Source organism: Kitasatospora sp. NPDC032150 (assembly GCF_055579945.1).
Window position 1 is genome coordinate 63551 of sequence record NZ_JBVIMH010000017.1, and the last position, 26492, is coordinate 90042.

The 26492-nt window shown below is 72.2% G+C and carries 21 protein-coding genes and 1 riboswitch; of the genes, 17 read left to right on the forward strand and 4 right to left on the reverse strand.

Annotated features, from left to right (window positions below; all coding sequences use genetic code 11):
* Positions 1-75 precede the first annotated feature (75 nt).
* The 8 genes from ACZ5ON_RS20935 to ACZ5ON_RS20970 all read left to right on the forward strand — a co-directional run bounded on the left by ACZ5ON_RS20935 (position 76) and on the right by ACZ5ON_RS20970 (position 10006).
* The gene (locus ACZ5ON_RS20935) at positions 76-1002 is read left to right on the forward strand and encodes a TetR family transcriptional regulator (RefSeq protein WP_465594555.1); all 927 of its coding nucleotides are present in this window, start codon (positions 76-78) and stop codon (positions 1000-1002) included.
* A gap of 328 nt (positions 1003-1330) precedes the next feature.
* Complete coding sequence (ccrA, locus tag ACZ5ON_RS20940; protein WP_465594558.1) at positions 1331-2701, forward strand: crotonyl-CoA carboxylase/reductase; 1371 nt, start codon at positions 1331-1333, stop codon at positions 2699-2701.
* Positions 2701-4779 carry a protein meaA gene (locus ACZ5ON_RS20945; protein ID WP_465594561.1) on the forward strand — a complete coding sequence of 693 codons (2079 nt, stop codon included), beginning with the start codon at positions 2701-2703 and terminating at the stop codon, positions 4777-4779. Before ccrA ends, ACZ5ON_RS20945 begins: the two co-directional genes overlap by 1 nt.
* Positions 4780-4801: 22 nt before the next feature.
* Positions 4802-5782, forward strand: a complete 981-nt coding sequence (locus tag ACZ5ON_RS20950) for an HpcH/HpaI aldolase/citrate lyase family protein (protein ID WP_465594564.1) — start codon at positions 4802-4804, stop codon at positions 5780-5782.
* Positions 5783-5929: 147 nt separating this feature from the next.
* Positions 5930-6433 (forward strand): MaoC family dehydratase, encoded by a 504-nt coding sequence (locus ACZ5ON_RS20955; protein ID WP_465594567.1) that lies wholly within the window; start codon positions 5930-5932, stop codon positions 6431-6433.
* A 202-nt stretch (positions 6434-6635) separates the two neighbouring features.
* Positions 6636-7838 (forward strand): acyl-CoA dehydrogenase family protein, encoded by a 1203-nt coding sequence (locus ACZ5ON_RS20960; RefSeq protein WP_465594570.1) that lies wholly within the window; start codon positions 6636-6638, stop codon positions 7836-7838.
* Positions 7839-8451: 613 nt separating this feature from the next.
* Positions 8452-9141, forward strand: a complete 690-nt coding sequence (locus ACZ5ON_RS20965; RefSeq protein WP_465594573.1) for a phosphatidylserine decarboxylase — start codon at positions 8452-8454, stop codon at positions 9139-9141.
* Positions 9128-10006 carry a CDP-alcohol phosphatidyltransferase family protein gene (locus ACZ5ON_RS20970; RefSeq protein ID WP_425557550.1) on the forward strand — a complete coding sequence of 293 codons (879 nt, stop codon included), beginning with the start codon at positions 9128-9130 and terminating at the stop codon, positions 10004-10006. The genes ACZ5ON_RS20965 and ACZ5ON_RS20970 overlap by 14 nt, the downstream gene beginning before the upstream one ends.
* Before the next feature lie 175 nt (positions 10007-10181).
* Here the strand turns inward: ACZ5ON_RS20970 and ACZ5ON_RS20975 are convergent, their stop codons facing one another.
* Entirely contained in the window at positions 10182-11687 is a 1506-nt protein-coding gene (locus ACZ5ON_RS20975; RefSeq protein WP_465594576.1) for a hypothetical protein, read from the reverse strand.
* A gap of 249 nt (positions 11688-11936) precedes the next feature.
* Positions 11937-13052 carry an alpha/beta hydrolase family protein gene (locus tag ACZ5ON_RS20980; RefSeq protein WP_465594579.1) on the reverse strand — a complete coding sequence of 372 codons (1116 nt, stop codon included), beginning with the start codon at positions 13050-13052 and terminating at the stop codon, positions 11937-11939.
* Positions 13053-13281: 229 nt separating this feature from the next.
* Positions 13282-13481, forward strand: a riboswitch (cobalamin riboswitch).
* A 120-nt stretch (positions 13482-13601) separates the two neighbouring features.
* Between ACZ5ON_RS20980 and ACZ5ON_RS20985 the strand changes: the two genes are divergently transcribed.
* Genes ACZ5ON_RS20985 through ACZ5ON_RS21005 form a run of 5 tightly spaced genes read left to right on the forward strand, consistent with a single transcriptional unit; the run spans position 13602 to position 20197 of the window.
* Entirely contained in the window at positions 13602-14558 is a 957-nt protein-coding gene (locus ACZ5ON_RS20985) for a cobalamin biosynthesis protein (RefSeq protein ID WP_465594582.1), read from the forward strand.
* A gap of 55 nt (positions 14559-14613) precedes the next feature.
* Positions 14614-16149: a cobyric acid synthase gene (locus tag ACZ5ON_RS20990; RefSeq protein ID WP_465594585.1), complete on the forward strand. Its 1536-nt coding sequence runs from the start codon at positions 14614-14616 to the stop codon at positions 16147-16149.
* Between the two features lie 6 nt (positions 16150-16155).
* Positions 16156-18213, forward strand: a complete 2058-nt coding sequence (locus ACZ5ON_RS20995; RefSeq protein WP_465594588.1) for a putative cobaltochelatase — start codon at positions 16156-16158, stop codon at positions 18211-18213.
* A gap of 3 nt (positions 18214-18216) precedes the next feature.
* The gene (gene cobO, locus ACZ5ON_RS21000; protein WP_465594591.1) at positions 18217-18822 is read left to right on the forward strand and encodes a cob(I)yrinic acid a,c-diamide adenosyltransferase; all 606 of its coding nucleotides are present in this window, start codon (positions 18217-18219) and stop codon (positions 18820-18822) included.
* 10 nt (positions 18823-18832) lie between these two features.
* The gene (locus ACZ5ON_RS21005; RefSeq protein WP_465594594.1) at positions 18833-20197 is read left to right on the forward strand and encodes a cobyrinate a,c-diamide synthase; all 1365 of its coding nucleotides are present in this window, start codon (positions 18833-18835) and stop codon (positions 20195-20197) included.
* Between the two features lie 125 nt (positions 20198-20322).
* Here the strand turns inward: ACZ5ON_RS21005 and ACZ5ON_RS21010 are convergent, their stop codons facing one another.
* Both ACZ5ON_RS21010 and ACZ5ON_RS21015 read right to left on the reverse strand, forming a co-directional pair.
* Positions 20323-21966 (reverse strand): APC family permease, encoded by a 1644-nt coding sequence (locus tag ACZ5ON_RS21010; RefSeq protein ID WP_465594596.1) that lies wholly within the window; start codon positions 21964-21966, stop codon positions 20323-20325.
* Positions 21967-22270: 304 nt separating this feature from the next.
* Entirely contained in the window at positions 22271-22720 is a 450-nt protein-coding gene (locus ACZ5ON_RS21015; RefSeq protein ID WP_465594599.1) for a GNAT family N-acetyltransferase, read from the reverse strand.
* A gap of 103 nt (positions 22721-22823) precedes the next feature.
* Here ACZ5ON_RS21015 and ACZ5ON_RS21020 point away from each other — a divergent pair, with 103 nt between their 5' ends.
* From ACZ5ON_RS21020 to ACZ5ON_RS21035, 4 genes are all read left to right on the forward strand, one after another.
* Positions 22824-23585, forward strand: coding sequence for an MBL fold metallo-hydrolase (locus ACZ5ON_RS21020; RefSeq protein WP_465594602.1), 762 nt, complete (start codon positions 22824-22826; stop codon positions 23583-23585).
* Between the two features lie 87 nt (positions 23586-23672).
* Positions 23673-24017 (forward strand): WXG100 family type VII secretion target, encoded by a 345-nt coding sequence (locus ACZ5ON_RS21025; protein WP_465594605.1) that lies wholly within the window; start codon positions 23673-23675, stop codon positions 24015-24017.
* Between the two features lie 44 nt (positions 24018-24061).
* On the forward strand, positions 24062-25177 hold the full coding sequence (locus ACZ5ON_RS21030) for an NlpC/P60 family protein (protein ID WP_465594608.1): 1116 nt from the start codon (positions 24062-24064) through the stop codon (positions 25175-25177).
* A gap of 170 nt (positions 25178-25347) precedes the next feature.
* Complete coding sequence (locus ACZ5ON_RS21035) at positions 25348-26490, forward strand: serine hydrolase domain-containing protein (RefSeq protein WP_465594610.1); 1143 nt, start codon at positions 25348-25350, stop codon at positions 26488-26490.
* The last annotated feature ends 2 nt before the right edge of the window (positions 26491-26492 follow it).

Below are 26492 nucleotides of genomic sequence, written 5' to 3' on the forward strand. Positions count from 1 at the left end.
TCGACCGGGCCGGTGGCACCGGTGCGCCGCCCCAAGGCCGCGGGCCCGGCCGCCGGGGCGTGTAGCGTGCCTGACATGGATCGGGATCAGTCATCCGCGGAGCAGTCGGCCCTCGAAGAGGCACTGGCGGTACAGGCGCTGGCGGCGCAGTCGGCGGCGGGGGTCTCCTCCGCCGGTCACCGGCGGGCGGCGGCCCAACGGCAGCAGATGCGCCAGGACCTGGCCAAGGCCGCCATGGAGCTGTTCGCCTCGCAGGGGTACGAGGAGACGACGGTCGATCAGATCGCGGCCGAGGCCGGGGTGGCTCGGCGGACCTTCTTCCGGTACTTCCGCTCCAAGGAGGAGGCGATCTTCCCGGACCACGACGACACCCTGGTCCGGGTGGCCGACCTGCTGGCCAGCGCCGGGCCCGAGGAGCACCCGCTGGACGTGGTCTGCCGCGGCATCAAGGAGGTGCTGCGGATGTACGCCTCCACGCCCGGGGTGTCGGTGGCCCGGTACCAGCTGATCCGTCAGGTCCCGGCGCTGCGCGAGCGGGAGATCGCGGTGGTCTCCCGGTACGAGCGGCTGTTCACCAGGTACCTGCTCGGCCGGTTCGACGCGGCCGAGGAGATCCCACCCGGCTGGCGGCGCGGCGGGGACGACGACTCGATGCTGGCCGAGGTGTCGGCGGCGGCCGTGGTCGCGGCGCACAACCACGTGCTGCGGCGCTGGCTGCGCGCGGGCGGCCACGGCGACGTCGAGGCGCAGCTGGACCACTCCTTCGAGGTCATCAGGGGGACGTTCTGGGCGACCGCTCCGCACCGGATGCGACGGCGTGGCACTCCTGTGGCACCCGGTGCCAGTGATGACACGCTGTCGACTCTCGGGGGCGCGGCGGTGAGCGCACTGAGTGCCAGCCCCGGCGGTGAGGTGCTCATCACAGTGGCGCGCACCGACGCTCCGCTGGACCTGGTGGTGGACCGGATCAGGGCCGCGCTGAACGGCACCCCGGCAAGCTGATCACGCAGGTCAGACGGGTTTTCAGGGCCCGTTCCGCAGCAGCGGGACGGGCCCTTCCCATGCCCGTTCCACGGCTTTCGAACGGCCGTCGCATTCACCTGAATTGATGACACCCAGTGTCTTTACGAGTGGCACAGGGTGCCACTACCTTGTTACTCGCCAGTCGCGGCGCCGCGGCTCCCCACCTCGGCGCGCCTCGTCCGGTGCGACACCACCACCCGTCGCAGGCACCACCCACCCTCAGACCGACAGTGAAGCCGGTGTCCGCTCCCGGCTCCCCCAGACGCCCTGTGCAGCCCCTCACACAGGTACGCCTTCGGAGGCAGCCATGAAGGAAATCCTCGACGCGATCCTCAGCCCCGACAGCACCCCGGCGGACTTCGCCGCGCTCAAGCTGCCGGAGTCCTACCGAGCGGTGACGCTCCACAAGGACGAGGAGCAGATGTTCGCCGGCCTCGACAGCCGCGACAAGGATCCGCGCAAGTCCCTCCACCTCGACGAGGTGCCCCTCCCCGAACTCGGCCCGGGCGAGGCCCTGGTGGCCGTGATGGCCAGCGCGGTGAACTACAACACCGTCTGGAGCTCGATCTTCGAGCCGGTCTCCACCTTCGGCTTCCTCGAGCGGTACGGAAAGCTCTCCCCGCTCACCAAGCGCCACGACCTGCCGTACCACGTCGTCGGCTCCGACCTCGCGGGCGTGGTGCTGCGCACCGGCGCCGGGGTCAACGCCTGGAAGCCCGGTGACGAGGTGGTCGCGCACTGCCTCTCGGTCGAGCTGGAGTCCCCGGACGGCCACAACGACACGATGATGGACCCGGAGCAGCGCATCTGGGGCTTCGAGACCAACTTCGGCGGCCTGGCCCAGCTGGCGCTGGTGAAGACCAACCAGCTGCTGCCCAAGCCCAAGCACCTCACCTGGGAGGAGGCCGCCTCCCCCGGCCTGGTCAACTCCACCGCCTACCGCCAGCTGGTCTCGCGCAACGGCGCGGGGATGAAGCAGGGCGACAACGTGCTGATCTGGGGCGCCAGCGGCGGGCTCGGCTCGTACGCCACCCAGTACGCGCTGGCCGGCGGCGCCACCCCGATCTGCGTGGTCTCCAGCGAGCAGAAGGCGGAGATCTGCCGCGCCATGGGCGCCGAGGCGATCATCGACCGCTCCGCCGAGGGCTACAGGTTCTGGAAGGACGAGCACACCCAGGACCCGCGCGAGTGGAAGCGGTTCGGCTCCAGGATCCGCGAGTTCACCGGCGGCGAGGACGTGGACATCGTCTTCGAGCACCCGGGCCGGGAGACCTTCGGCGCCTCCGTGTACGTCACCCGCAAGGGCGGCACCATCGTCACCTGCGCCTCCACCTCCGGGTACATGCACCAGTACGACAACCGCTACCTGTGGATGTCGCTCAAGCGCATCGTGGGCTCGCACTTCGCCAACTACCGCGAGGCGTTCGAGGCCAACCGCCTGATCGCCAAGGGCAAGATCCACCCGACGGTCTCCAAGGTCTACCCCCTGGAGCAGACCGGCCAGGCCGCGCTCGACGTCCACCACAACAAACACCAGGGCAAGGTCGGCGTGCTCTGCCTGGCCCCGCAGGAGGGCCTGGGCGTGCGCGACGAGGAGTTCCGCGCCAAGCACATCGACGCGATCAACCTCTTCCGCGGGCTTGACGAGCGGAACATCACGCCCGGCGGGGATATCTGATGACTGGTCAGACGCGTGCGAGCGGGCCCGAGAAAAGGGACCGCCCCTGGCTGATGCGCACCTACGCCGGCCACTCCACGGCGAGCGACTCCAACGCGCTCTACCGCCGCAACCTCGCCAAGGGCCAGACGGGTCTGTCCGTCGCCTTCGACCTGCCGACCCAGACGGGTTACGACTCCGACCACGTGCTCGCGCGCGGCGAGGTCGGCCGGGTCGGCGTGCCGGTGGGCCATGTCGGCGACATGCGCACCCTGTTCGACGGCATCCCGCTCGAACAGACCAACACCTCGATGACGATCAACGCCACCGCGATGTGGCTGCTGGCGCTCTACCAGGTGGTCGCCGAGGAGCAGGGCGCCGACATCGCGAAGCTCACCGGCACCACCCAGAACGACATCGTCAAGGAGTACCTCTCGCGCGGGACGCACGTCTTCCCGCCCGGCCCGTCCGTGCGCCTGATCACCGACATGATCGCGTACACGGTCGCCAACATCCCCAAGTGGAACCCGATCAACATCTGCAGCTACCACCTGCAGGAGGCCGGGGCCACCCCGGTCCAGGAGATCGCGTACGCGATGTGCACCGCGATCTCCGTCCTGGACGCCGTCCGCGACTCCGGCCAGGTGCCGGAGATGCGGATGGGCGAAGTGGTCGGCCGGATCTCCTTCTTCGTGAACGCGGGCGTCCGCTTCATCGAGGAGATGTGCAAGATGCGCGCCTTCGCCCAGCTGTGGGAGAAGGTGACCCGCGAGCGGTACGGCATCGAGGACCCGAAGCAGCGCCGCTTCCGCTACGGCGTCCAGGTCAACTCCCTCGGCCTGACCGAGGCGCAGCCGGAGAACAACGTCCAGCGCATCGTGCTGGAGATGCTCGCCGTCACGCTGTCCAAGGACGCCCGCGCCCGTGCCGTCCAACTTCCCGCCTGGAACGAGGCGTTGGGCCTGCCCCGGCCGTGGGACCAGCAGTGGTCGCTGCGGATCCAGCAGGTGCTCGCCTACGAGTCCGACCTGCTGGAGTACGGCGACATCTTCAACGGCTCCACGGTCGTCGAGGCCAAGACCGCCGAACTGCTCGCCGGGGCCGAGGCCGAGATCGCCAAGGTGCTGGAGATGGGTGCCCAGGACGGCAATCGAGGCATCATCCCGGCCGTCGAGTCCGGCTACCTGAAGTCCAACCTGGTGGCCTCGCACGCCGCACGCCGGGCCAGGATCGAGTCCGGCGAGGACAAGATCGTCGGGGTCAACTGCTTCGACACCACCGAGGAGAGCCCGCTCACCGCCGACCTGGACACCGCCATCATGGTGGTCGACCCGGCCTCCGAGCAGTCCGTCCTCACCGCGCTCGAGCAGTGGCGGGCCGGCCGCGACGAGGCCGCCGCCCAGGCCGCACTGGAACAGCTCAAGGCCACCGCCGCGACCAGCGACAACCTGATGCCCGCCACCCTGGCCTGCGCCCGCGCCGGCGTCACCACCGGCGAGTGGTCCTTCGCCCTGCGCGAGGTCTTCGGCGAGTACCGCGCCCCCACCGGGGTCGGCGGTGCACCGGTCGCGGTGGCGGCCGAGCCCGGCGGCGAACTCGCCACCGTACGCGAGGCGGTGGCCGCCACCGCCGCCGAGCTGGGCGCGGGCAAGCTGCGGCTGCTGGTCGGCAAGCCCGGTCTGGACGGCCACTCCAACGGCGCCGAGCAGATCGCGGTCCGCGCCCGCGACGCCGGTTTCGAGGTCGTCTACCAGGGCATCCGGCTGACGCCCGAGCAGATAGTCTCCGCCGCCGTCGCCGAGGACGTGCACTGCGTCGGCCTGTCGATCCTCTCCGGAGCCCACCCGGAGCTGGTTCCCGACGTGCTGCAGCGGCTGCGCCGGGCAGGGGTGGAGGATGTGCCCGTCGTCGTGGGTGGCATCATCCCGGCTGCGGACGCCGAGGCCCTCAAGGCCGCGGGGGTCGCAGCAGTCTTCACCCCGAAGGACTTCGGCATCACCACCATCATCGGCCGGATCGTGGACGAGATCCGGCTGGCCAACAGGCTCCAGCCTTGGGCCGCGACGCTGCCCACCGACCAGCACGCCGCGACCAGCTGACCCCGGAAGGAACCACCCGCACATGACCGCACAGCCGTCGCCCGCCGCCGTCAACCGCCTGCGGCCCCGCCGCTCCTGCCTGGCCGTTCCCGGCAGCAACCCGCGCTTCCTGGAGAAGGCTCAGGGTCTGGCCGCCGACCAGGTCTTCCTCGACCTGGAGGACGCCTGCGCCCCGCTCGTCAAGGAGAGCGCCCGCCACAACATCGTGGACGCCCTCAACAACGGCGACTGGGGCGGCAAGACCCGCGTCGTCCGGGTCAACGACTGGACCACCCACTGGACGTACCGGGACGTCATCACGGTCGTCGAGGGCGCCGGCCCGAACCTCGACTGCATCATGCTGCCCAAGGTCCAGGACGCCACCCAGGTCAAGGCGCTCGACCTGCTGCTCACCCAGATCGAGAAGACCATGGGCTTCGAGGTCGGCCGGATCGGCATCGAGGCGCAGATCGAGAACGCCAAGGGCCTGGTCAACGTCGACGAGATCGCTGCCGCCTCGCCGCGCCTGGAGACCATCATCTTCGGCCCGGCCGACTTCATGGCCTCGATCAACATGAAGACCCTGGTGGTCGGCCAGCAGCCCCCCGGCTACCCGGCGGACGCCTACCACTACATCCTGATGCGCATCCTGATGGCCGCCCGCGCCAACGACCTGCAGGCCATCGACGGTCCCTTCCTGCAGATCCGCAACCCCGACGGCTACCGCGAGGTGGCCGGCCGCGCCGCCGCGCTGGGCTTCGACGGCAAGTGGGTGCTCCACCCGGACCAGGTCGCCATCGCCAACGAGGTCTTCTCCCCCAGCCAGGAGGACTACGACCACGCCGAGCTGATCCTGGACGCCTACGAGTGGTGCACCTCGGAGGCCGGCGGCGCCAAGGGCTCCGCGATGCTCGGCGACGAGATGATCGACGAGGCCAGCCGCAAGATGGCCCTGGTCATCGCGGGCAAGGGCCGCGCCGCCGGGCTCCAGCGCACCTCCAAGTTCGAGCCCCCGCAGTCCTGATTTTCAGGCTCGGCTCGCCTCCGGGCGCTCTGAGCCGGCGCCGACACTCGCCCTCCTTGCCCACCCTCGCACGAGGGGCCCCGCTCCGGCACCGGCGCGCCCTTCGGCTCGCTCGCAACCCCCGTCATCTCACCTAGGACACACCTCATGCAGTTCGGACGCACCTACGAAGAGTTCGAGGTCGGCGCGGTCTACAAGCACTGGCCCGGCAAGACGGTCACCGAGTACGACGACCACCTCTTCTGCCTGCTCACCATGAACCACCACCCGCTCCACATGGACGCCAACTATGCGGAGAAGACGACGGACTTCGGCAAGAACGTCGTGGTGGGCAACTACATCTACTCCCTGCTGCTCGGCATGTCCGTCCCGGACGTCTCCGGCAAGGCCATCGCCAACCTGGAGATCGAGTCGCTGCGCCACATCGCGCCGACCTTCCACGGCGACACGATCTACGGCGAGACGACGGTGCTCGACAAGTGGCCGTCCAAGTCCAAGGACGACCGGGGCATCGTCCACGTCGAGACCAAGGGCTACAAGCAGGACGGCACGGTCGTCTGCATCTTCCGCCGCAAGGTGATGGTGCCGACCGAGACGTACACCAAGGAGCGCGGCGGGGAGCAGCCCGGCCGTCCCACTCCGCTCTCCTGAGGTCCCCCGGACCTCCCAAGGCCCCGGTCGGGGAGGCCGCCGTCATCGGCCGACCCCCACCCGGACACGGGGGCCCTGCTGCCGCAGCCACGCCGGCAGGGTCCCCGTACACCCCCTCACCCACACCGCCGCTCGGGACGCACTGCGCGCGGCGAGACCTCTGACACCTCTCTCTTCCTCTCTCTATATACGGAGTCGCACGATGGGACGCCTCGCACAGACCGACGGCCTCACCGAGATCCAGCGGGACATCCTCGCCACCGTGCGGGACTTTGTCGACAAGGAGATCATCCCGGTCGCCACCGACCTGGAGCACAAGGACGAGTACCCGACCGCGATCGTGGAGGGGATGAAGCAGCTCGGCCTGTTCGGCCTGACCATCCCCGAAGAGTTCGGCGGCCTCGGCGAGTCGCTGCTGACCTACGCCCTGGTGGTCGAGGAGATCGCCCGCGGCTGGATGTCGGTCTCCGGCATCGTCAACACGCACTTCATCGTCGCGCACATGATCAACGCGCACGGCACCCAGGAGCAGAAGGAGTACTTCCTGCCCAGGATGGCGGCCGGCGAGATCCGCGGCGCCTTCTCGATGTCCGAGCCCGGCCTCGGCTCCGACGTGGCGGCGATCACCACCAAGGGCGTCAAGGACGGAGACTTCTACGTCCTCAACGGCCAGAAGATGTGGCTGACCAACGGCGGCACCTCCACCCTGGTCGCGGTCCTGTGCCGGACGGACGAGGGCGGCTCGACGCCGTACAAGAACATGACCACCTTCCTGATCGAGAAGACGCCCGGCTTCGGGCCCAACCCGACGGTCCCCGGCCTCACCGTGCCTGGGAAGATCGAGAAGATGGGCTACAAGGGCGTCGACACCACCGAGCTGGTGCTCCAGGACGTCCGGATCCCCGCCGACCGGATCCTCGGCGGGGTCCCGGGCAAGGGCTTCTACCAGATGATGGACGGCGTCGAGGTCGGCCGGGTCAACGTCGCGGCCCGTGGCTGCGGCGTCGCCCGCCGCGCCTTCGAGCTGGGCATCTCCTACGCCCAGCAGCGCTCCACCTTCGGCAAGAAGATCGCCGAGCACCAGGCGATCCAGTTCAAGCTGGCCGAGATGGCCACCAAGGTCGAGGCCGCGCACCAGATGATGGTGATGGCCGCCCGCAAGAAGGACAGCGGCGAGCGCAACGACCTGGAAGCCGGCATGGCGAAGTACCTCGCCTCCGAGTACTGCAAGGAGGTCGTCGAGGACGCCTTCCGGATCCACGGCGGCTACGGATTCTCCAAGGAGTACGAGATCGAGCGCCTCTACCGCGAGGCCCCGATGCTGCTGATCGGTGAAGGTACTGCGGAGATCCAGAAGATGATCGTGGGGCGCCGCCTGCTCGAGGAGTACCGCATCGCGGAGTGAGCCGAGCGGCACGCCGGTGACCCCACCGGCCGATTTCCGGCCACGCCGGAGTCGGCCGCGCCGATCCCGGGCACGGGGAGCACCGGGCAACAGAGCCATTCGAAGGCCGGGAGGCGGGCGTGCGGGCCCGCCTCCGGGCTCCGCCGTACCGCGTGGTCCCCGGGCCTGGTCAGCCATCGGGGCGGTACGGCGGTCCGGGGAAGGCCGTAGGGCGCGCACCCACAAGTGCGCGCCCTACGGCACATCTGCACGCCTCAAGACACCCAGGAAGGCTCCCAGGGCGCGCCCAGCGCCCCGTCGAGCCCCACCCGAGGGGCGGGGACGCGGCCTGACCGGCAGTCAGCCGAGGACCCGCTCCACCGCTCTCACCCGAACTGAGACATGGGTCACGCGCCGCGTTCAGCCCCTTGGGGAACCGCGTCGTACCGAGCTACGGTCGTACACATAGCAGGCACAGATCGGCGCCGCACCGGACTCCTGAACACGCAGGCGGCTTGCCCACCTACCGCCTGGTCCCGATAGCATCCACCGGGACAGTAGCCGTCCCCATCTCAACCGATCCCCGCGGTGGCCCCCGTCCAGCGGCCATGATCCCCCGCGACTAAGGTCTTCGATGCCCATCAGCCCGTCCCCTCACACCTCCGCTCCGACCGGCGCCTTCGACGCCCCGGCGGACGGTCGGCGTCCCTGCGTGACGATCGCGCGCGGTGCCACCCCCTGGTTCGTCCCGACCCTGGCCACTGCCGCCCTCACCACCGCCCTCACCCGGCGGAACGGCAAGTGGGCCCTGGCAGCGGTACCGGCCTGCGCGCTCGGCGCGGGCATGCTGTGGTTCTTCCGCGACCCGGAGCGCGAGATCGGCACCGGCAGAGTGATCTCCCCGGCCGACGGTGTGGTGCAGAGCATCGACGCCTGGCCGGACGGCCGCACCCGGGTCGCGATCTTCATGAGCCCGCTCAATGTCCACGTCAACCGCGCCCCGATGCCCGGCACGGTGACGTCGGTGGAGCACGTCGCCGGCGGCTTCGTCCCGGCGTTCAACAAGGACAGCGACCGCAACGAGCGGGTCGTCTGGCACTTCGACACCGAGCTCGGCGACATCGAGATGGTGCAGATCGCGGGGGCCGTGGCCCGCCGCATCGTGCCGTACGTGGACGCCGGTACCAAGGTCGAGCAGGGCGAGCGGGTCGGCCTGATCCGCTTCGGCTCTCGCGTAGACACCTACCTGCCGGCCGGCGTCGAGGTCGGCGTAGAAGTCGGCCAGAAGACCACTGCCGGGGTGACGCGCCTTGACCGTGACTGATCCTGAGACTCTCGTCGGCCTGAGTGACGAGGAGGAGACCAGCCTGCACCGCCGCCGCTGGGCGCGCGACCGCGAGCTGCGCGCCCCCCGCTCGCCGCAGCACCTCTCCACCGCCGACTTCCTGACCCTCGGCAACGCCGTCTGCGGCTTCATGGCGATCTACTCGATCACCACCGGGGTGCTGATGCCGCACCTGATGGGCGACTCGATGCCGAACCGGCACAGCGCCGCCACCGCGGTGACGCTGCTGTTGATCGGCTCGATGTGCGACCTGTTCGACGGCCTGGTCGCCCGCAAACTGCGCTCCTCGGCACTCGGCGCGGAGCTCGACAACCTGGCCGACCTGATCAGCTTCGGCATCGCGCCGGCCTACTTCGTCGCGGTCTGGGGCATCGTCTCGCCGGACAGCAACCAGCAGCTCTCGGCGTTCATCGCGGTGACCGTACTGCTCGCGGTGGTGCTTCGGCTGGCCCGGTTCTCGGCCGTCAAGATGCGGCCCGGGATCTTCCAGGGCATGCCCTGCCCGATGGGCGCGATGACGGTGATCGCCATCGTGCTGCTTGAGCCGCCGCTGCTGCTCGGGCTGCTGATGATCCTCGGTGTGGCGTACCTGATGGTGAGCCGGATCGAGTACCCGAAGCCGCAGGGGCTGCTCGCCACCGCGACGCTCTGCTGGATCGTGGTCTCCATCGGCTGCCTGGCGGCCTGGGCGGCCGGTCTGCCCGGCGGTGACACGCTGATGCACATCGGGGCGATCGCGCAGATCACGCTGGCGGCGATGGCTCCGCTGCTGGTCATCCGCCGCAAGGTGGGGCAGAAGGTGGGCGACGTGCGTGCCCGCCGCGCGGAGTCGCGGGGCTGCTGAGGCCCACCCTGAACACCGGAAGGGGCCCGGATCCTTGAACAGGATCCGGGCCCCTTCCGGTGTTCTCGGGGGACCGGTCAGAGGGCCCTCCCACGGAATCCGGGGCGCGAGCGTCCGCTGCCCGGAGGGCCGGGCCGTCCCACCCCGGGACCCGGCGCTCTGCCGCCCGGAACGGCTAGGCGCCGCCGCGGTGCACGCTGAAGGCGGAGCGGCGGGCCGCGCGGACGACGGCGGGGTCGGGATGGACACCCGCGACGGCCGTGAGGACCGAGGCCGCGCGGGGGTGGCCGGACTGGCGGGCCCGGTTGAACAGTCGCACCGGCTCGCCCGCCGAAGCGCCCTCCACATGGCCGACCAGCAGCTCGGTCTCCCCGTGGTCCAGTACGGCGGCGGCCGTGTCCACCCAGAGCCAGGCGGCGTCCACCGCCCCGAGCACATCGGCCGGGGAGACCCCCTCGTCCGACTGCTCGGCCAGCCAGAGCAGCGCGTAGGGCCGCAGCACCGGCTCGTCCACGGCGGCCCGGACGCCCTGCTCGGCGGTGCCCCCGGCGACCCGGAGCGCCTCGAAGGCGAGCCCGCGCAGCAGCGCGTCCTCGCCCCGGGCGGCGTCCAGCAGCTCGGCGACCGCGCGGTCCACCGGACGGGCGGCGACCCAGGCCCGGTACTCGGCGCGGGCCGGGCCCGGGGAGTAGTTGGCGCAGGCGTCCAGCAGCTCCAGGGCGCTCTGCTCGATGTGCCCGGCGGCCGTCTGGGCGACCGTGCAGATCTCCTCCAGCTTGGCGCGCACGGCCCAGTGCCCGAGCGGCGAGAGCTCCGCGGCCTCGTCCCGGCGGACCAGGGCGCCGACGGCGGCGAGGCCGTCCAGCATCCAGTCGAGGACGGCGGCGACGTCGGAGGGGGCGGCCGGCGGGGAGTCCACCTGCGGCTCGCGGCAGGTGCCGCGGACGGCGGAGACGGCCGAGGCCGCGTGCGGGACCGGGGAGAGCGCCAGGGTGCCCGTCCCGGCGCCGTGGCGGCGCTCGTCCAGGCCCCGGCGGAGCAGCTCCAGCAGCTCGCTGTCGGAGACCGGGCCGTCCACCAGGTGCAGGAAGGACAGCAGCTGCGGCGCGTGGTCGACGGCCTGCCCGGCGAGCACGGCGAAGACCCCGCGCATCGCGGCGGGCGGAACGGGCGCGACCAGCGTCCAGGAGTCGAACAGTGCGGACCAGCCCCGGATCACGGCCTCGTCGTCGTGCTCCCAGGCGTGCAGCCGCCAGCCCGGCCCGGCGCCGCCCTCGCGCGGCTCGACCAGGCCCACCAGCAGGGCCTGGCCCCAGGCCTTGGCCGCGGCGCCGACCGTCATCGCCAGGGCGCGTCCGGCGTCCCGGGCGTCCTCGGGGAGCAGCTCGCCCCGGCGGTCGACCTTGTCGAGCTCACCGGCCCAGCGCGCGATCCGTACGGCGTCCGCGAGCATCCGGCGGGCCAGCGGGGCGAGCTCGGCCGGAGCGGGGAAACCGTCGGGCACCGGGACTCTCCCGCGCCCCGGCTTGGGTGCCGGGGCGCGGCGGCGAGCTCCGGCGGGGTGGCCGGGGAACGCGCCGTCGGCGCGGCGGGCCGTACCGGGCAGACGGGTCACCGTCGCACCGGCACCGATCGTCGGCTGGAGCGGGGCATCACGGTCGCGCGGGTTCCGAGACGTCACGCCGTGCAGTCTTCCCCGTGCACCGGCCTTCTGTCACATCGGGTTCGGCGCGTCTTCGGCCGCCCGGTGTGAAGAGGTGGAAGAGATCGGGCAACAACCCGCAAACCGGGCTTGACATTCGAATGGTTGGCTTGTTCTGACTGTCGTGCACCCAACAAATCGATCGATCATCCGTCAGATCCGAGCCGGAAACGGACCCCGATACTTCCAGCCAGTGTGATTGAATATCTACGGAGAGTCACCGGATTATCAGAGTAGCGGAGTGAGCCAGCGCCTCAGCACCTCGGCGTAGCCGTCCGAGTCGGCGTTCCAGAGCTGGGCGTGCTCCGCGTCCGGCACCTCGTGCAGGCTCACCAGGTCCCGGCGGCGGTGCGCCAGCCGGCGGGCGGCCTCGATCGGTGCGATGCCGTCAACCTGGCTGCCCAGCAGCAGGGTCGGGAGGTACAGGTCGGTACCGTCCGCGAGGCGGGCGAGGGCCGCCGGATCCACCTTGGTGCGGCCTTCGGCGGCCAGGGCGCCGAGCTCGGCGAGGGCACCCGGGATGCCGGCGCGGACGCTCTCCCGGCGGACGCTCTCCTGCCAGTCGAGGATCGGGGAGTCCAGCACCAGCCCGGCGACCGACTCCCGCCGGGTGGACCTGGCGGCGGTCAGCAGGCACATCGTGGCGCCCAACGACCAGCCGTACAGCACGACCCGTCCCGCGCCGCTCTCCAGGGCGAGCCTTACGGCCGCCTCGACGTCCCGCCACTCGGTCTCGCCGAAGTGGCCGAGTCCGTCCGGTGAGTGCGGGGTGCCGGCGTCGCCCCGGTAGGTCACGGTCAGCGTCGGCAGTTTCAGCGAGTTCAGCACCGGGAGCACCGGGAGCGCCTGGGTGCGGTCGGCGCCCGGGCCGTGCACCAGGATCACCCAGGTGCCGCGCATGGCGTGGACGTACCAGGCGGGCAGCATTCCGAGGTCGCCCTGGGCGGCGGTCTCGGTGAAGTCGAGGCCGAGGGCGGTGGCCGGGTCACCGAGGTAGACCCGGGGGGTCAGCTCGACCTCGGTGCCGACGTCGAGGGTGCCGCTGTCGGCACGCTCCAGCCGGCGGGTGACGGTCTGGATGTCGGTGCGCAGCACCCCGCCGACCACCGCGTGGCCGCCGCCGGCCCACTCCAACGCGTACCGGCCCGCGCGTACGGTCTGAGGGGCCCGGGTGAGGGTGACGTGTCCGGCGGCGATCTCGTGCACCCGCAGTGTGGCCGCCTGGCCCGGCTTCCCGGGCTGCGGACGGACCGTGCGCTCGGACACCCTTCGGCCGATCAGGATGACGGCCGCTCCGGCTCCTACTGCGGTGGCCGCCACGGCGGCGGCGGTTCCCCAACGCATGGCGCTCCCCGGTGTGAGCTTCGTGGACGGTACCTTCCAGTCCACTCTCCGCACGGCTGGCCTGCCACCGGGGCGTAGTCCGTCCGTGCGGACGGCGGGCCGGGCCTTCGCGGGGGCGGGCAGCCGGGCGCTCCGCGGAGCCGACGCCACCCCGTGCGGCGTGCCGCGCGGTGGGCGCTGGACGGCCGAGGCGGCTGTGATCAAGCCCTCCGCGCGGTCTGTTGACTCCCGGTCGCGGACCGTGGTGGGATCTTTCAGCCAAACGGAGGCATGCAGAGGAAGCCGGTGCGAATCCGGCGCGGTCCCGCCACTGTCACCGGGGAGCACGCTCGACTCATGGTCACGGCGGTCCGGTCGTCCGGCTGCTGGGAGGCCCGAGGGCGTGTCCGACCCGGGAGCCAGGAGACTCTCTCCCCCGGTACGTCGATCCAGGGCGCGGACCCTGAGTGAGGACACGCACGCGATGCAGGCTGCCCTGGCCGCTGTTCGGCCGCCGTTCGACCGGGCCGTGCCCGCCCTCCGGTCCGCCTCCGCCGCCGTGTCCGCACCGTGCCCCGCCTGAACCGCGCCGCCGCCTTCGCCCTGGGCAGTGTCGCCGGCTACCTGGCCGACGCCGTCCTCGCCGACCCCCGCCGCGGGCATCCGGTAGCCGTCTTCGGTGCCGCCGCCGGGCGGCTGGAGCGCGCGCTCTGGCGCGACCGGCGGGCGGCGGGCGCCGGGTACACCGCCGTGTGCGTCGGTTCGGTCGCGGCCGGGGCGCACCTCGCCGAGCGGGCGCTCGGGCGCAGCCGGTACGGGCGGGCGGCGCTGGCCGCCGCCGCGACCTGGACGGTGCTCGGCGGTACCTCGCTCACCCGGGAGGCCAGGACCATCGGCCACTCGCTGCGGGCCGGCGATCTGGCCGCCGCCCGGGAGCGGCTGCCGCACCTGTGCGGCCGCGACCCCAGCACGCTGGACGAGCAGCAGATCGCCCGCGCCGTCGTCGAGTCGGTGGCCGAGAACACCGCCGACGCCGTGGTCAACGCGCTGGCCTGGGGTGCGCTGGCCGGTACGCCGGGGCTGCTCGCCTTCCGGGCCGTCAACACGCTGGACGCGATGGTCGGTCACCGCTCGCCGCGCCATCTGCGCTTCGGCTGGGCCTCGGCCCGGCTGGACGACGTGGCCGGCTGGCCCGGTGCCCGGCTGACCGCCCTGCTCGCGGTGGCCGCCGCGCCCGAGCCGCGGACCGCCTGGCGGGTCTGGCGCCGGGACGGCTCCGCGCACCCGAGCCCCAATGCCGGGCAGGCCGAGTCGGCCTTCGCCGGGGCGCTCGGGGTGCGGCTGGGCGGGACGCTGCGCTACGGCGAGCGGGTGGAGCACCGGCCGGTGCTCGGTGGGGAGTTGCGGCCGGTTGAAGTGGCGGACATCGAGCGCGCGTGTCAGCTCTCCCGACGGGTCGGGGCGTTGGCGCTGGCGGTCACCGTGACCGGGCGGGCGCTGTGGACCTGGCGGCGGGGTCGGTCGTGAGCGGCGGAGTGGGAACGACCGGCCCGGATGAGACTGTTGAGCGGAGTGGAGGAGCATGAGCGGGGCACTGCTGGTCGCCGGGACGACCTCGGACGCGGGCAAGAGCGTGGTCACGGCGGGCATCTGCCGCTGGCTGGCCCGGCAGGGCGTGCGGGTGGCGCCGTTCAAGGCGCAGAACATGTCGCTCAACTCCTTCGTCACCGCCGACGGTGCCGAGATCGGCCGCGCCCAGGCGATGCAGGCGCAGGCCGCCCGCATCGAGCCGGAGGCGGCGATGAACCCCGTGCTGCTGAAGCCCGGCGGCGACGGCCGTAGTCAGGTGGTGCTGCTCGGCAGGCCGGTCGCCGAGGTGGGCGCGCTGGACTACCGCGAGCGCAAGCCCGTACTGCTGGAGCGGGCCCTGGAGTGCCTGGCCGATCTGCGCAGCCGGTACGAGGTGGTGGTCTGCGAGGGCGCGGGCTCGCCGGCCGAGATCAATCTGCGGGACCGGGACATCGCCAACATGGGGCTGGCCACGGCCGCCGGACTGCCGGTGGTGGTGGTCGGGGACATCGACCGGGGCGGGGTCTTCGCCGCGATGTACGGCACGCTGGCGCTGCTCTCGGCCGAGGACCAACGGCATGTCGCGGGCTGGTTCGTCAACAAGTTCCGGGGCGACGCCCGGCTGCTGGCACCCGGTCTGGAGATGCTGCGCCAGCTGACGGGCCGCCCGGTGCTCGGCACCCTGCCGATGCTCTCCGGGCTGTGGCTGGACGCCGAGGACTCGCTCGACCTGACCACGGTGGTGGACCGGGCGGAGGCGAGCGGGCCGGTCGGCCGGGACGTCCTGCGGGTGGCGGTGGTGCGCTTCCCGAGGCTCTCCAACTTCACCGACGTGGACGCGCTGGCGCAGGAGCCCGGCGTGCTGGTCCGCTGGGCGACCCGGCCCGAGGAGCTCGCCGACGCCGACCTGGTGGTGCTGCCCGGCACCCGGGCCACCGTCGCCGACCTGGCCTGGCTGCGCGAGCGCGGCCTGGAGCCCGCGCTGAAGGCGCGGGTGGCCGCCGGGCTGCCGGTGCTCGGGATCTGCGGCGGCTACCAGATGCTCGGGCAAGTGATCGTGGACGGGGTGGAGTCCAGGGCCGGCGAGGTCGCCGGGCTCGGCCTGCTGCCGACCCGGGTGGTCTTCGGTGCCGAGAAGGTGCTGGCCCGGCCGGTCGGCGAGGCGCTCGGCGAGCGGGTCGAGGGCTACGAGATCCACCACGGTGTGGTGTCGGTCGAGGGCGGCGAGGCCTTCGTCACCGACGGCCGCGGACACGGCCTGGACGGCTGCCGCCTCGGCCCGGTCTGGGGCACCACCTGGCACGGCGTGCTGGAGAACGACGCCTTCCGCCGCCGACTGCTGCACCGGATCGCCGAGTTGTCCGGGCGGGAGTTCGTCCCCGCGCCGGACACCTCGTTCGCGGCGGCCCGGGAGGCCAGGCTCGACCGGCTCGGCGACCTGATCGAGGAGCACGCCGACACCGATGCGCTGTGGAAGCTGATCGAGGGCGGGGTACCGGACGGACTGCCGTTCCTTCCGCCCGGTGCACCGCGACTGATGGAGAGCTGAGAGCTGATGAGTGACCTCCCGTACCCGTTCACCGCGATCGTCGGCATGGCCGACCTGCGGCTCGGGCTGCTGCTCAACGCCGTCTCCCCGGCGGTGGGCGGGGTGCTGGTGCGCGGCGAGAAGGGGACCGCCAAGTCGACCATGGTGCGCGCGCTGGCCGGCCTGCTGCCGTCGATCGCGACCGTGCCCGACTGCCGGTTCGCCTGCGACCCCGCGGCGGCCGATCCGCAGTGCCCGGACGGCCCGCACGCCCCGCAGCCCGCCGAGCAGCGCCCGGCGCACCTCGTCGAGCTGCCGGTCGGCGTCTCCGAGGACCGGATCGTCGGCTCGCTCGACCTGGAACGGGCGCTGGCCGAGGGCGTCAAGGCGTACGAGCCGGGACTGCTGGCCAAGGCGCACCGGGGCGTGCTCTACATCGACGAGGTCAACCTGCTGCAGGACCACGTGGTCGACCTGCTGCTGGACGCCGCCGCGATGGGCCGCTCCTACGTGGAGCGCGAGGGCGTATCGGTGCGGCACGCGGCCCGGTTCCTGCTGGTCGGGACGATGAACCCGGAGGAGGGCGAGCTGCGTCCACAGCTGCTCGACCGCTTCGGCCTCACGGTCGAGATCGCCGCCACCCGCGACCCGGACGAGCGGGCCGAGGTGGTCCGGCGGCGACTCGCGTACGACGCCGACCCGGCGGGCTTCGCCACGCGGTACGCGGACGACGAGCGGGCGCTGGCCGAACGGATCACCGCGGCACGGGAGTTGCTGCCGAAGGTGGTGCTCACTGATCTGGCACTACGTCAAATCACCGCCGTGTGCGCGGCGTTCGAGGTGGACGGCCTGCGGGCGGACATCGTGATGGCCCGGACGGCGGTCGCACTGGCGGCCTGGGACGGGCGCACCGAGGTGGCGGAGGAGGACGTCCGCCGGGCCGCGCGGCTGGCCCTGCCGCACCGGCGCCGGCGCAACCCCTTCGACGCGCCCGGGCTGGACGAGGAGCAGTTGGACCGGACGCTCGCGGAGCACTCGGAGCCGTCCGGCCCCGACGAGGACCCCGGCCAGGCCTCCGACCAGGACCCCGACGGCGACGGCGACGGGCCGGGCGACGGCGGCCCCGGCGGCGGCGGTGGAGCTCCCGCACCGGGTGACGCCCCCGACGGCGCCGCCGCCGCGCAGAGCGAACCCGCCCCGAAGGCGGGCGTCCCGCCGCAGGACACGGGCGGCGGCGCCAAGGCGCCGGTGGCCGCCGCCGGGGACCCGTACCGGACCAGGCTGTTCAAGGTGCCCGGCACCGGGAAGGGCGCCCAGGGCCGCCGCTCCCCCGCCGAGACCGACGGCGGGCACACCGTCCGGGCGCGCCGCCCGCAGGGCGCGCTGCACCGGCTGCACCTGAGCGCCACGCTGCGCGCCGCCGCCCCGCACCAGCTGGCGCGGGGCCGCGACTCGCGCGCCCTGGTGCTGCACCGGGACGACTTCCGCGAACAGGTGCGCCAGGGCCGGGAGTCCAACCTGGTGCTGTTCGTGGTGGACGCCTCCGGGTCGATGGCCGCGCGGCAGCGGATGACGGCGGTCAAGGGCGCGGTGATGTCGCTGCTGATGGACGCCTACCAGCGCCGCGACAAGATCGGCATGATCACCTTCCGGGGTTCGGCCGCCGAGTTGGCACTGCCACCCACCTCCTCGGTGGAGGTCGGCGCCGCCCGGCTGGAGCAGCTGCCGACCGGCGGCCGTACGCCGCTCGCGGCCGGGCTGCTGCGCGCGCACGAGGTGCTGCGGGTGGAGCGGATGCGCGACCCGCACCGCCGTCCGCTGCTGATGGTGGTCACCGACGGCCGGGCCACCGGCGGGCGGGACGCGCTGGCCCAGGCCGGGCGGGCGGCCGGACTGCTGGCCGGGCAGGGCGTGGCGAGCGTGGTGCTGGACTGCGAGTCCGGCCCGGTGCGCCTGGGGCTCGCCCGTACCCTCGCCGCCCAACTGTGCGCCTCCGCGGTGACCTTGGACGAGCTGCGGGCCGACGGCGTCGCCGCACTGGTCCACGCACACCGCACCGCCTCCTACGATCGAAAGGCAGCCTGAGCCATGCCGAAGGGCACTCCCGAGTCCGTTCCCGACGACGGCCTGACGACCCGTCAGCGTCGCACCCTGCCGATCACCGCCGTGCACACCGGCCCCGGCAAGGGCAAGTCCACCGCCGCCTTCGGGATGGCGCTGCGGGCCTGGAACCAGGGCTGGTCCATCGGGGTGTTCCAGTTCGTGAAGTCCGCCAAGTGGAAGGTCGGCGAGGAGAACGCGCTGCGCGTGCTCGGCGCCTCCGGCCAGGGCGGCACGGTGGACTGGCACAAGATGGGCGAGGGCTGGTCCTGGCTGCAGCGGTCCACCGAGATGACGATGTCCAGCGAGGAGGCGGCCAAGGAGGGCTGGGAGCAGGTCAAGCGCGACCTGGCCGCCGAGCGCTACCGCTTCTACGTGCTGGACGAGTTCACCTACCCCATGCACTGGGGCTGGATCGACGTGGCCGAGGTGCTGGAGGCGCTGAGGGAGCGCCCCGGCAGCCAGCACGTGGTGATCACCGGCCGCTACGCGCCCGAGGAGCTGACCTCCTTCGCCGACCTGGTGACCGAGATGACCAAGGTGAAGCACCCCATGGACGCCGGCCGCAAGGGCCAGCGCGGGATCGAGTGGTAGTCGTAGGCACGTGAACATCCCCCGTCTCGTCATCGCCGCGCCGTCCTCGGGCGCGGGCAAGACCACCGTCGCCACCGGGCTGATGGCCGCGCTCTCCGCCCGGGGGCTCACGGTCTCCCCGCACAAGGTCGGCCCGGACTACATCGACCCCGGGTACCACTCGCTGGCCGCCGGGCGGCCCGGGCGCAATCTGGACGCGTACCTGTGCGGCCCGGAGCGGATCGCGCCGCTGTTCCTGCACGGCGCGGCCGGGGCGGACATCGCGGTGGTCGAGGGCGTGATGGGGCTGTTCGACGGGGCGGCCGGCCGTGGGGAGCTGGCGTCCACCGCGCACGTGGCCAAGCTGCTGCGGGCTCCGGTGGTGCTGGTGGTGGACGCCTCCTCGCAGTCCCGGTCGGTGGCCGCGCTGGTGCACGGCTTCGCCTCCTGGGACCCGGAGGTCCGGCTGGCCGGGGTGATCCTCAACCGGGTCGCCTCCGACCGGCACGAACTGCTGCTCCGCGAGGCTCTGGAGGAGGGTTCGGGCGTCCCGGTGCTGGGCTCGGTGCGGCGGACGGCCGGCGTGGCGACGCCGTCACGGCACCTGGGCCTGATCCCGGCGGTCGAACGCTCCGCGGAGGCCCTGCGGGCGGTCGGCGACATGGGTGAACTGGTCGCCGCCTCGGTCGATCTGGACGCACTGGTGGCGCTCGCGCGCAGCGCGCCGCCGCTGGACGCCGACCCGTGGTCGGCCTCCGAGGAGGTCTCGGTGGTCCCCGGGCGGCCGAGGATCGCGCTCGCCTCGGGTGCGGCGTTCTCCTTCTCGTACGCGGAGAACGCGGAGCTGCTGGCGGCCGCCGGGGCGGAGGTCGTCCCGTTCGACCCGCTGCACGATGCCGGACTGCCGGACGGCACGGCCGGCCTGGTGATCGGCGGCGGGTTCCCGGAGCTGTATGTCACCGAGCTCAGCGAGAACGCGGCGCTGCGCACCTCGATCGCCGCGTTGGCCGCCTCCGGTGCGCCGGTGGCCGCCGAGTGCGCCGGACTGCTGTACCTGGGCCGGGAGTTGGACGGGAAGCCGATGTGCGGCGTGCTCGACACCACCGCCCGGATGACCGAACGGCTCACCCTCGGCTACCGCGAGGCGGTGGCCGTCCGCGAGAGCGTGCTCGCCCCGGCGGGCCTGCGGGTCCGCGGGCACGAGTTCCACCGCACCGTCTGCGAGCCCGGCTCGGGCCCGCAGCCCGCCTGGGGCTGGCGCGGTCCGGACGGGCCGCGCACGGAGGGCTTCACCGCCGGCTCGGTGCACGCCTCGTACCTGCATCTGCACTGGGCGGGCGCACCGGAGTTGGCCGAACGGCTGGTCCGCGCGGCGGCCGGGTACCGCCCAGCCTGATCTGCGGGCCGTGCGGATCCGGTGCCCCAACTCGTCCGGAAGGCAGCCGAGTCGGCTCTGCACGGGTCGTCGACGTAGGCGGTGACGACCACGTCGGCCCGAGCCGGCTGCACGCTGACGGCGGTTCAGCGCCCGCCCTCGTCCGTCACCGGGACGCCGTGGATGTTGCGCTCGATCGCCTCGGCGGACAGCGCGCACCGCAGCGCCCAGTAGTAGACGGCCAGCGAGAAGAGGACCACCACCAGGATGTCCCACCACAGCGGCAGGTTGCCGGCGGCCCCGGCGCCGAAGGTGCCCTGCCAGGAGATCAGGCCCATCCCGACCAGGTAGACCGGCAGCCAGCGGCCCGCGGCGAAGTCCATCCGCGGGGCGTCCGGCAGGCCCTTGGCGTTGGCGTACCAGGCGTACGAGCCCATCAGCAGGTAACCGATCAGGATCGCCACGCCGAGCCGCCACAGGGTGTCCCAGCCGGACCAGTAGATCACCAGGCCGGCGACCGCGAAGGCGAACGGCGAGACGACCGCGCCGCCCGGCAGGCGGTACGGGCGCTCGACCTCCGGCAGCCGCCTGCGCAGTACCCCGAAGGCCAGCGGCGCTCCCGCATACATCAGCACCACCGCCGAGGTGATGAAGCTGACCAGCCGCTGCCAGCTCGGGAACGGCAGGAAGCAGAGCGCCCCCGCCACGAAGGCGACGATCAGGCCGACCCAGGGCACCGAGCGCCGGTCCGTCCGCTGGAGTGCCCGCGGGGCGTAGCCGTTGCGGCTCAGCCCGTAGGAGATCCGGGAACTGGAGGTGATGTAGATCAGGCCGGTGCCGCCGGGGGAGATGATCGCGTCGGCGTAGAGCAGCACGGTCAGCCAGCCGAGACCGAGCAGGGTGGCGAGTCCAGCGAACGGGCCGACGATACCGGGGTAGTTGAGCCCGGCCCAGCCGCCGGCGAAGGTCTCGGGCGGCAGCGAGGTGATGAAGACGACCTGGAGCAGGATGTAGATCACCGTCCCGAGGACGACCGAACCGATCACGGCCCGCGGGATGTCGCGCCGGGGGTTCAGGCTCTCCCCGGCCCACTGGATCGCCTGCTCGAAGCCGAGCAGTGCGAAGATCACCCCGCTGGTGCTGATCGCCGCCAGTACGCCCTTGGCCCCGTACGGCGCGAAGCCGCTCATGGCGAGGTTTCCACCGTGGAACCCGGTCAGCGCCAGCGTCAGGACGGTGAGCAGCGGGATCGCCACCTTCCACCAGGTGGCCGCGCTGTTGGTGTGGGCGAGGACCCTGACGCCGAGGAAGTTGATCACGACGAAGAGGGCCATCAGGCCCGCCGCGACCGCGACGCCCGAACCGGTGAGGGTGTGGTCGGGGTGCAGGAAACCGCGGGCCCAGCTCCAGTGCCCGGCATAGTTGATCATTGCCTGGACTTCGATCGGCGCGGTCGTCGCGGCCTGCAGCCAGGAGAACCAGCCGAAGGACATCCCGGCGAAGCCGCCGAAGGCGTAGTGCGGGTAGCGGGCGGTGCCGCCGGCCACCGGGAACAGCCCGCCGAGTTCGGCGTGCACCAGGGCGAGCAGCACGATGGCCACCGCGCCGATGCCCCAGGAGAGCAGCGCGGCCGGTCCGGCGGTCACCACGGCGTTCTTCGCCCCGAACAGCCAGCCCGAGCCGATGATCGCGCCGACCGAGGCCCACAGCAGACCGATCAGGCCCACCTCGCGACGCAGCCTGCCGTTCCCCTCCGCGCCGGACGGAGTGATCTGGTCGGTCGATGCCATGCGTTCGGCCTCTCGGGACTCTGGCGGAGGGTGCGCGGGGACCGTGCGGCGGTGTCGGGTCGGGGTGTCGCGCGGTGCGCTGACGCCGACGGTGTCGCAGATCCGGCACGGAGGAGTCCCGGCGGCCCGGACACGCGCGGGCACAGCCGCCCCTCGGCCGAGTCGTCGGATGGTATGTCAGGCTTGGTGCGACGTTCCGGGCCGCACCCCGGCCCCCATCCCCAGCCCCGGAGGCGACTCCCGGCGGAGTCCGTCGTGCGCCGGGCCGGTACCGGGCGCACGATCGGTTCCCGCAGCCGGCCGGCTAACCCTGCCGGCTGCTCAGCGACTTGAAGAAGTGCACGTCCTCGTGCCCGCCCGGGATGCCCAGGGTCCGGCCGGTCTCCGCATAGCCGTGGCGCTGGTAGAACCCGGGCGCCTGGAAGGTGAAGGAGGACACCACCATGCGGTCGCAGCCGCGCCGCAGCGCCTCCTCCTCGGCGGCCCGCAGGATCCGGCTACCCCAGCCGTCCTTGCGGCTGTCCTCGCGAACCCAGAGCAACGAGACCCCGCACAGGCCGCCCCAGGTCCACGCGGCCAGCCCGCCGACCAGTTCGCCCGCCTCGTCGGTGACCTTGACCGAGAGCGTGCCCTGCTCGGCCACACCCGTGGCCGCCGCGTTGAAGGCGTCGAGCCCCTCGCTCAGCCGCTGGTTGAGGTCGGTGTCGCGCTCGCCGACGGTCAGGGTCGGGCCGCTTCCATGATCACTGTTCATGGCGCGGAGTATGCCAGCCGGCCCGGCTGCCCGACCTGCGACTTCCGGCCGGCCCCGGACCGGCCCTCCGGCCGGCTCCCGGCGTCCGGCAGACTCGATCGGCATGGACAACTGGTACGAGCGGTACGAGACAGCCGATGGAGTCGTCCGCATCACCGAGCCGCACGTCGACCCGCTGCTGTCCGCGAATCTGTGGTGGTTGCGCGGATCGGACCGTGACATCGTCGTGGACACCGGCCTCGGCGTGGTCCCCCTGCGCCGGGAGATCCCGCAACTGTTCGAGCGGGATCCGCTGGCGGTCCTCACCCACGCACACCTGGACCACGTCGGCGGAGCGCACGAGTTCCGCGAGCGGGCCGCGCACACCGCGGCGGCCCCGTTGCTGGCGGAGGGTGTCCCGGCGAGCCTGTACGGCGCCGAGCTCTACCGGCTGCTCGGCATCGACGCAGCGGGAGAGACCATCCCCGAGCTGCTGGTCAAGACCCTGCCGCACCCCGGCTACGACCCCCGGACGTACCGGGTCGAGCCGGTAGCCCCGACCCGCAGGCTCCAGCACGGCGACCGGATCGACCTGGGCCGCCGCACCCTGACCGTGCTCCACCTGCCCGGTCACACGCCCGGCTGCATCGCCCTGCTGGAGGAGCGCACCGGGGTGCTGTACTCCGGAGACGTGGTGTACAGCGGACACCTCATCGACGACCTGCCCGAGTCCGACGTGCCCTCCTACCGGCGCACCATGGAGTTCCTCGGGCAGCTGGACGTGTCCGTCGTCCACCCGGGCCACGGGCGCAGCTTCGACCGTGCCCGGCTACGCGAACTGGCCGGCGGCTACCTGCGCCGCAGCGCCGGGCAGCACGGAAACTGAGTGGCCTCGGTATCCCCGGCTCGGTCCAGGTCGGCTAGCCTTTTGACCGACTATCAGCCTGTAAGAAGAACTCATGGGGGAGCGGCTGTGGGATTGTGGGACGACGTCAAGGATCTGGGCAGCTCGGCGGTGCACGTCGCCGAGGACGTCCTCTGGGCCCCCACCAAGATCGCGCACTGGGTGCTGACCAAGATGTTCGGCGACCCTGACGCCGAACTGAACAAGTACGCCGCCCAGCTCGAGGAGATGAGCCACGAGGTGGAGGCGCTCGGCAAGGAGATCAACACCGCGCTGGGCCACCTCACCTGGCACGGAGCGGCGGCTGACGCCTTCGTCGCGCACGCCCAGGGTCGGGTCAAGGAGCTGAACACCGTCGCCGACGAACTCGGAGATCTGGGCAAGGAGATCAAGGGCCTCGCCGACGCGTTCTGATCCGCCCGCGTCCACATCCACACCGCACGAAGGAGTACCGCCCCGTGGGCGACCAGTTCGGATACCAGCTGCAGGAGCTGGCCAAGATCCAGAGTGACTTCCAGAAGATCACCCAGCGGATGACCGAGATGAGCCAGCAGGTCGCGGCCATCAAGGCGGCCGTCGAGAAGGCGGCCTCGATGGACGTCGCAGCCGGCGCGCCGTTCGGCGTCGGCAACTTCATCGTGGTCGCGGCCGACGTCGCACACCGCGTCAAGGCCATCAGCGACAAGGCCGAGCAGCTGGAGGCGGCCAAGAAGAAGCTCACCTCGGACCTCGCCGAGGACGAGCAGAAGATCAAGCAGGTGATCTCCCAGTACCAGCAGGCCGAGCAGAAGATCGCGGATGAGCTGAAGAAGAAGCAGGAGAGCCACGAGAAGCCGAAGTCCCCGCACACCGGGACCGACGGGGTCGGTGGCGGCGGTGGCGGCCACACCGGTGGCGGCGGTGGCGGTGGCGGTGGCGGCCACACCGGTGGCGGCGGTGGCGGTGGCGGTGGCGGTGGCGGCCACATCGGCGACGGTGGTGGCGGCACCGGCGACGCGGGCGGCCCCGGCGGCCTGCACGACGGCGGTGAGATCAAGGACCACAGCCGCGGCGACTGGAGCACCCACTTCATCAACGGCTCCAGCAGCTGGGAGGACTGGCCGGCGAACAGCCACTCGCACCTGCACCCGAAGAACGGCGAGGGCGCCGGCGTCGTCGACCGGCCCAACCTCGACGGTCTGTCCGCCGACCGCCGCGGCATCGTGGAGCGCGCTCTGGAGCGCGCCGAGCACAAGCTCGGCTACAGCCAGGGCGCCGAGACCAACGGCTACCGGGTGGACTGCTCGGGTCTGGTCTCCTGTGCCTGGGGCCTGCCCGGTCCCGGCCTGGACACCTACGGCCTGATGTCGTCAAGCATCTCGCACCGCATCGGCAAGGACGACCTGCAGCCGGGCGACGCGATGATCATGGGCGACCACACCGTCATCTTCGGCGGCTGGGCCGACGCGTCCCACACCCAGTACATCGCGATCGAGGACAGCGGCAGCCAGGGCTGCGTCTCGCACGTGATCCCGTACCCCTACTACCACAACGACCAGCGGTACCTGCCCTACCGCCGCAACGGCGTGTCCTGATCGCCGGACCGGCCCCAGCCGGACACAGGGCCCCTCGCGGTGTTCCGCGAGGGGCCCTGCCTGCGCAAATTCGCTGGAGCCTGCGGACCGGGCCGCATACCGTGGCCCGGTCCACAGCTGACGCGCGGTCGCCCGCGCGGGCGACCGCGCGATGGAGAGGGAAGAGAACAGTGGAGTACAGCGGATGGGCCGACGAGCGGTTCGGGGCGGTCGCGGACGCGTTCGCCCGGAACTTCGCCGAGCAAGGTGAACTCGGCGCGGCCGTAACCGTGTTCGCCGGTGGACGCAAGGTCGTCGACCTGTGGGGCGGGATCGCGGACGAGCGCGACGGCCGGCCCTGGACCGAGGACACGGTCGTGCCGGTCTTCTCCTGCGCCAAGGGCCTCGTCAGCATCTGCGCCCACCTGCTCGCGCAGCAGGGGCGGCTGGACCTCGACGCCCCGGTGGCCCGCTACTGGCCCGAGTTCGCGCAGAGCGGCAAGGAGGCGATCACGCCACGAATGGTGCTCGGGCACCGCGCCGGCCTCCCCGCACTGGACCGCGTGCTGAGCTTCGAGGAGATCACCGAGTGGACCCCGGTGGTCCACGCGATAGAGGAGCAGCAGCCGCTGTGGGAGCCGGGTGCCGCCCACGAGTACCACGGGCACGTCTTCGGCTTCCTGATCGGCGAGCTCATCCGGCGGATCACCGGACTCACCCCGGGTGCCTACTTCCGCAAGGCCGTCGGTGACGAGCTGGGGCTGCGGAGCTGGATCGGCCTGCCGCAGGACGAACTCGGACGGCTGGCCCGGCTGGCCGAGGCCGAGGGGCGTCCACCGATGCCCGGCCCCGAGACGCTGGTCATGCGCATCGTGACCATGAACGGCGCACTCGCCTTCCCCGGCCTCGACCAGCCCCACGGCTGGAACGACCCCGCGCTGCTCACCGCCGAGTTCCCCGGGGCGGGCGCGGTCTCCTCCGCGAACGGCCTGGCCGCGCTCTACGCCGCCGCCGCGACCGGAGTCGACGGCTCGGCCCGGCTGCTCACGGAGGACACCGTCACGGGCGCGTTGCGGGAACTGTCGGCCGGCCCCTCCTGGTCGGGCTTCCCCGACCTGGGTGCCCGCTGGGGTGCGGGCTTCCTGCTGGACGCACCCCGGTTCCGGCCCATGCTCGGCCCGCGCAGCTTCGGCAACGACGGCGCGGGCGGCCAGTTCGCCTTCGGGGACGACGAGTTCGGGGTGGGCTTCGGCTACGTCGCCAACCGGATGATCGGCTACGGTGACGCCCGGGCAAAGCAGCTCGTCGCGGCCGTACGGGAGTGCCTGGGCTGAGG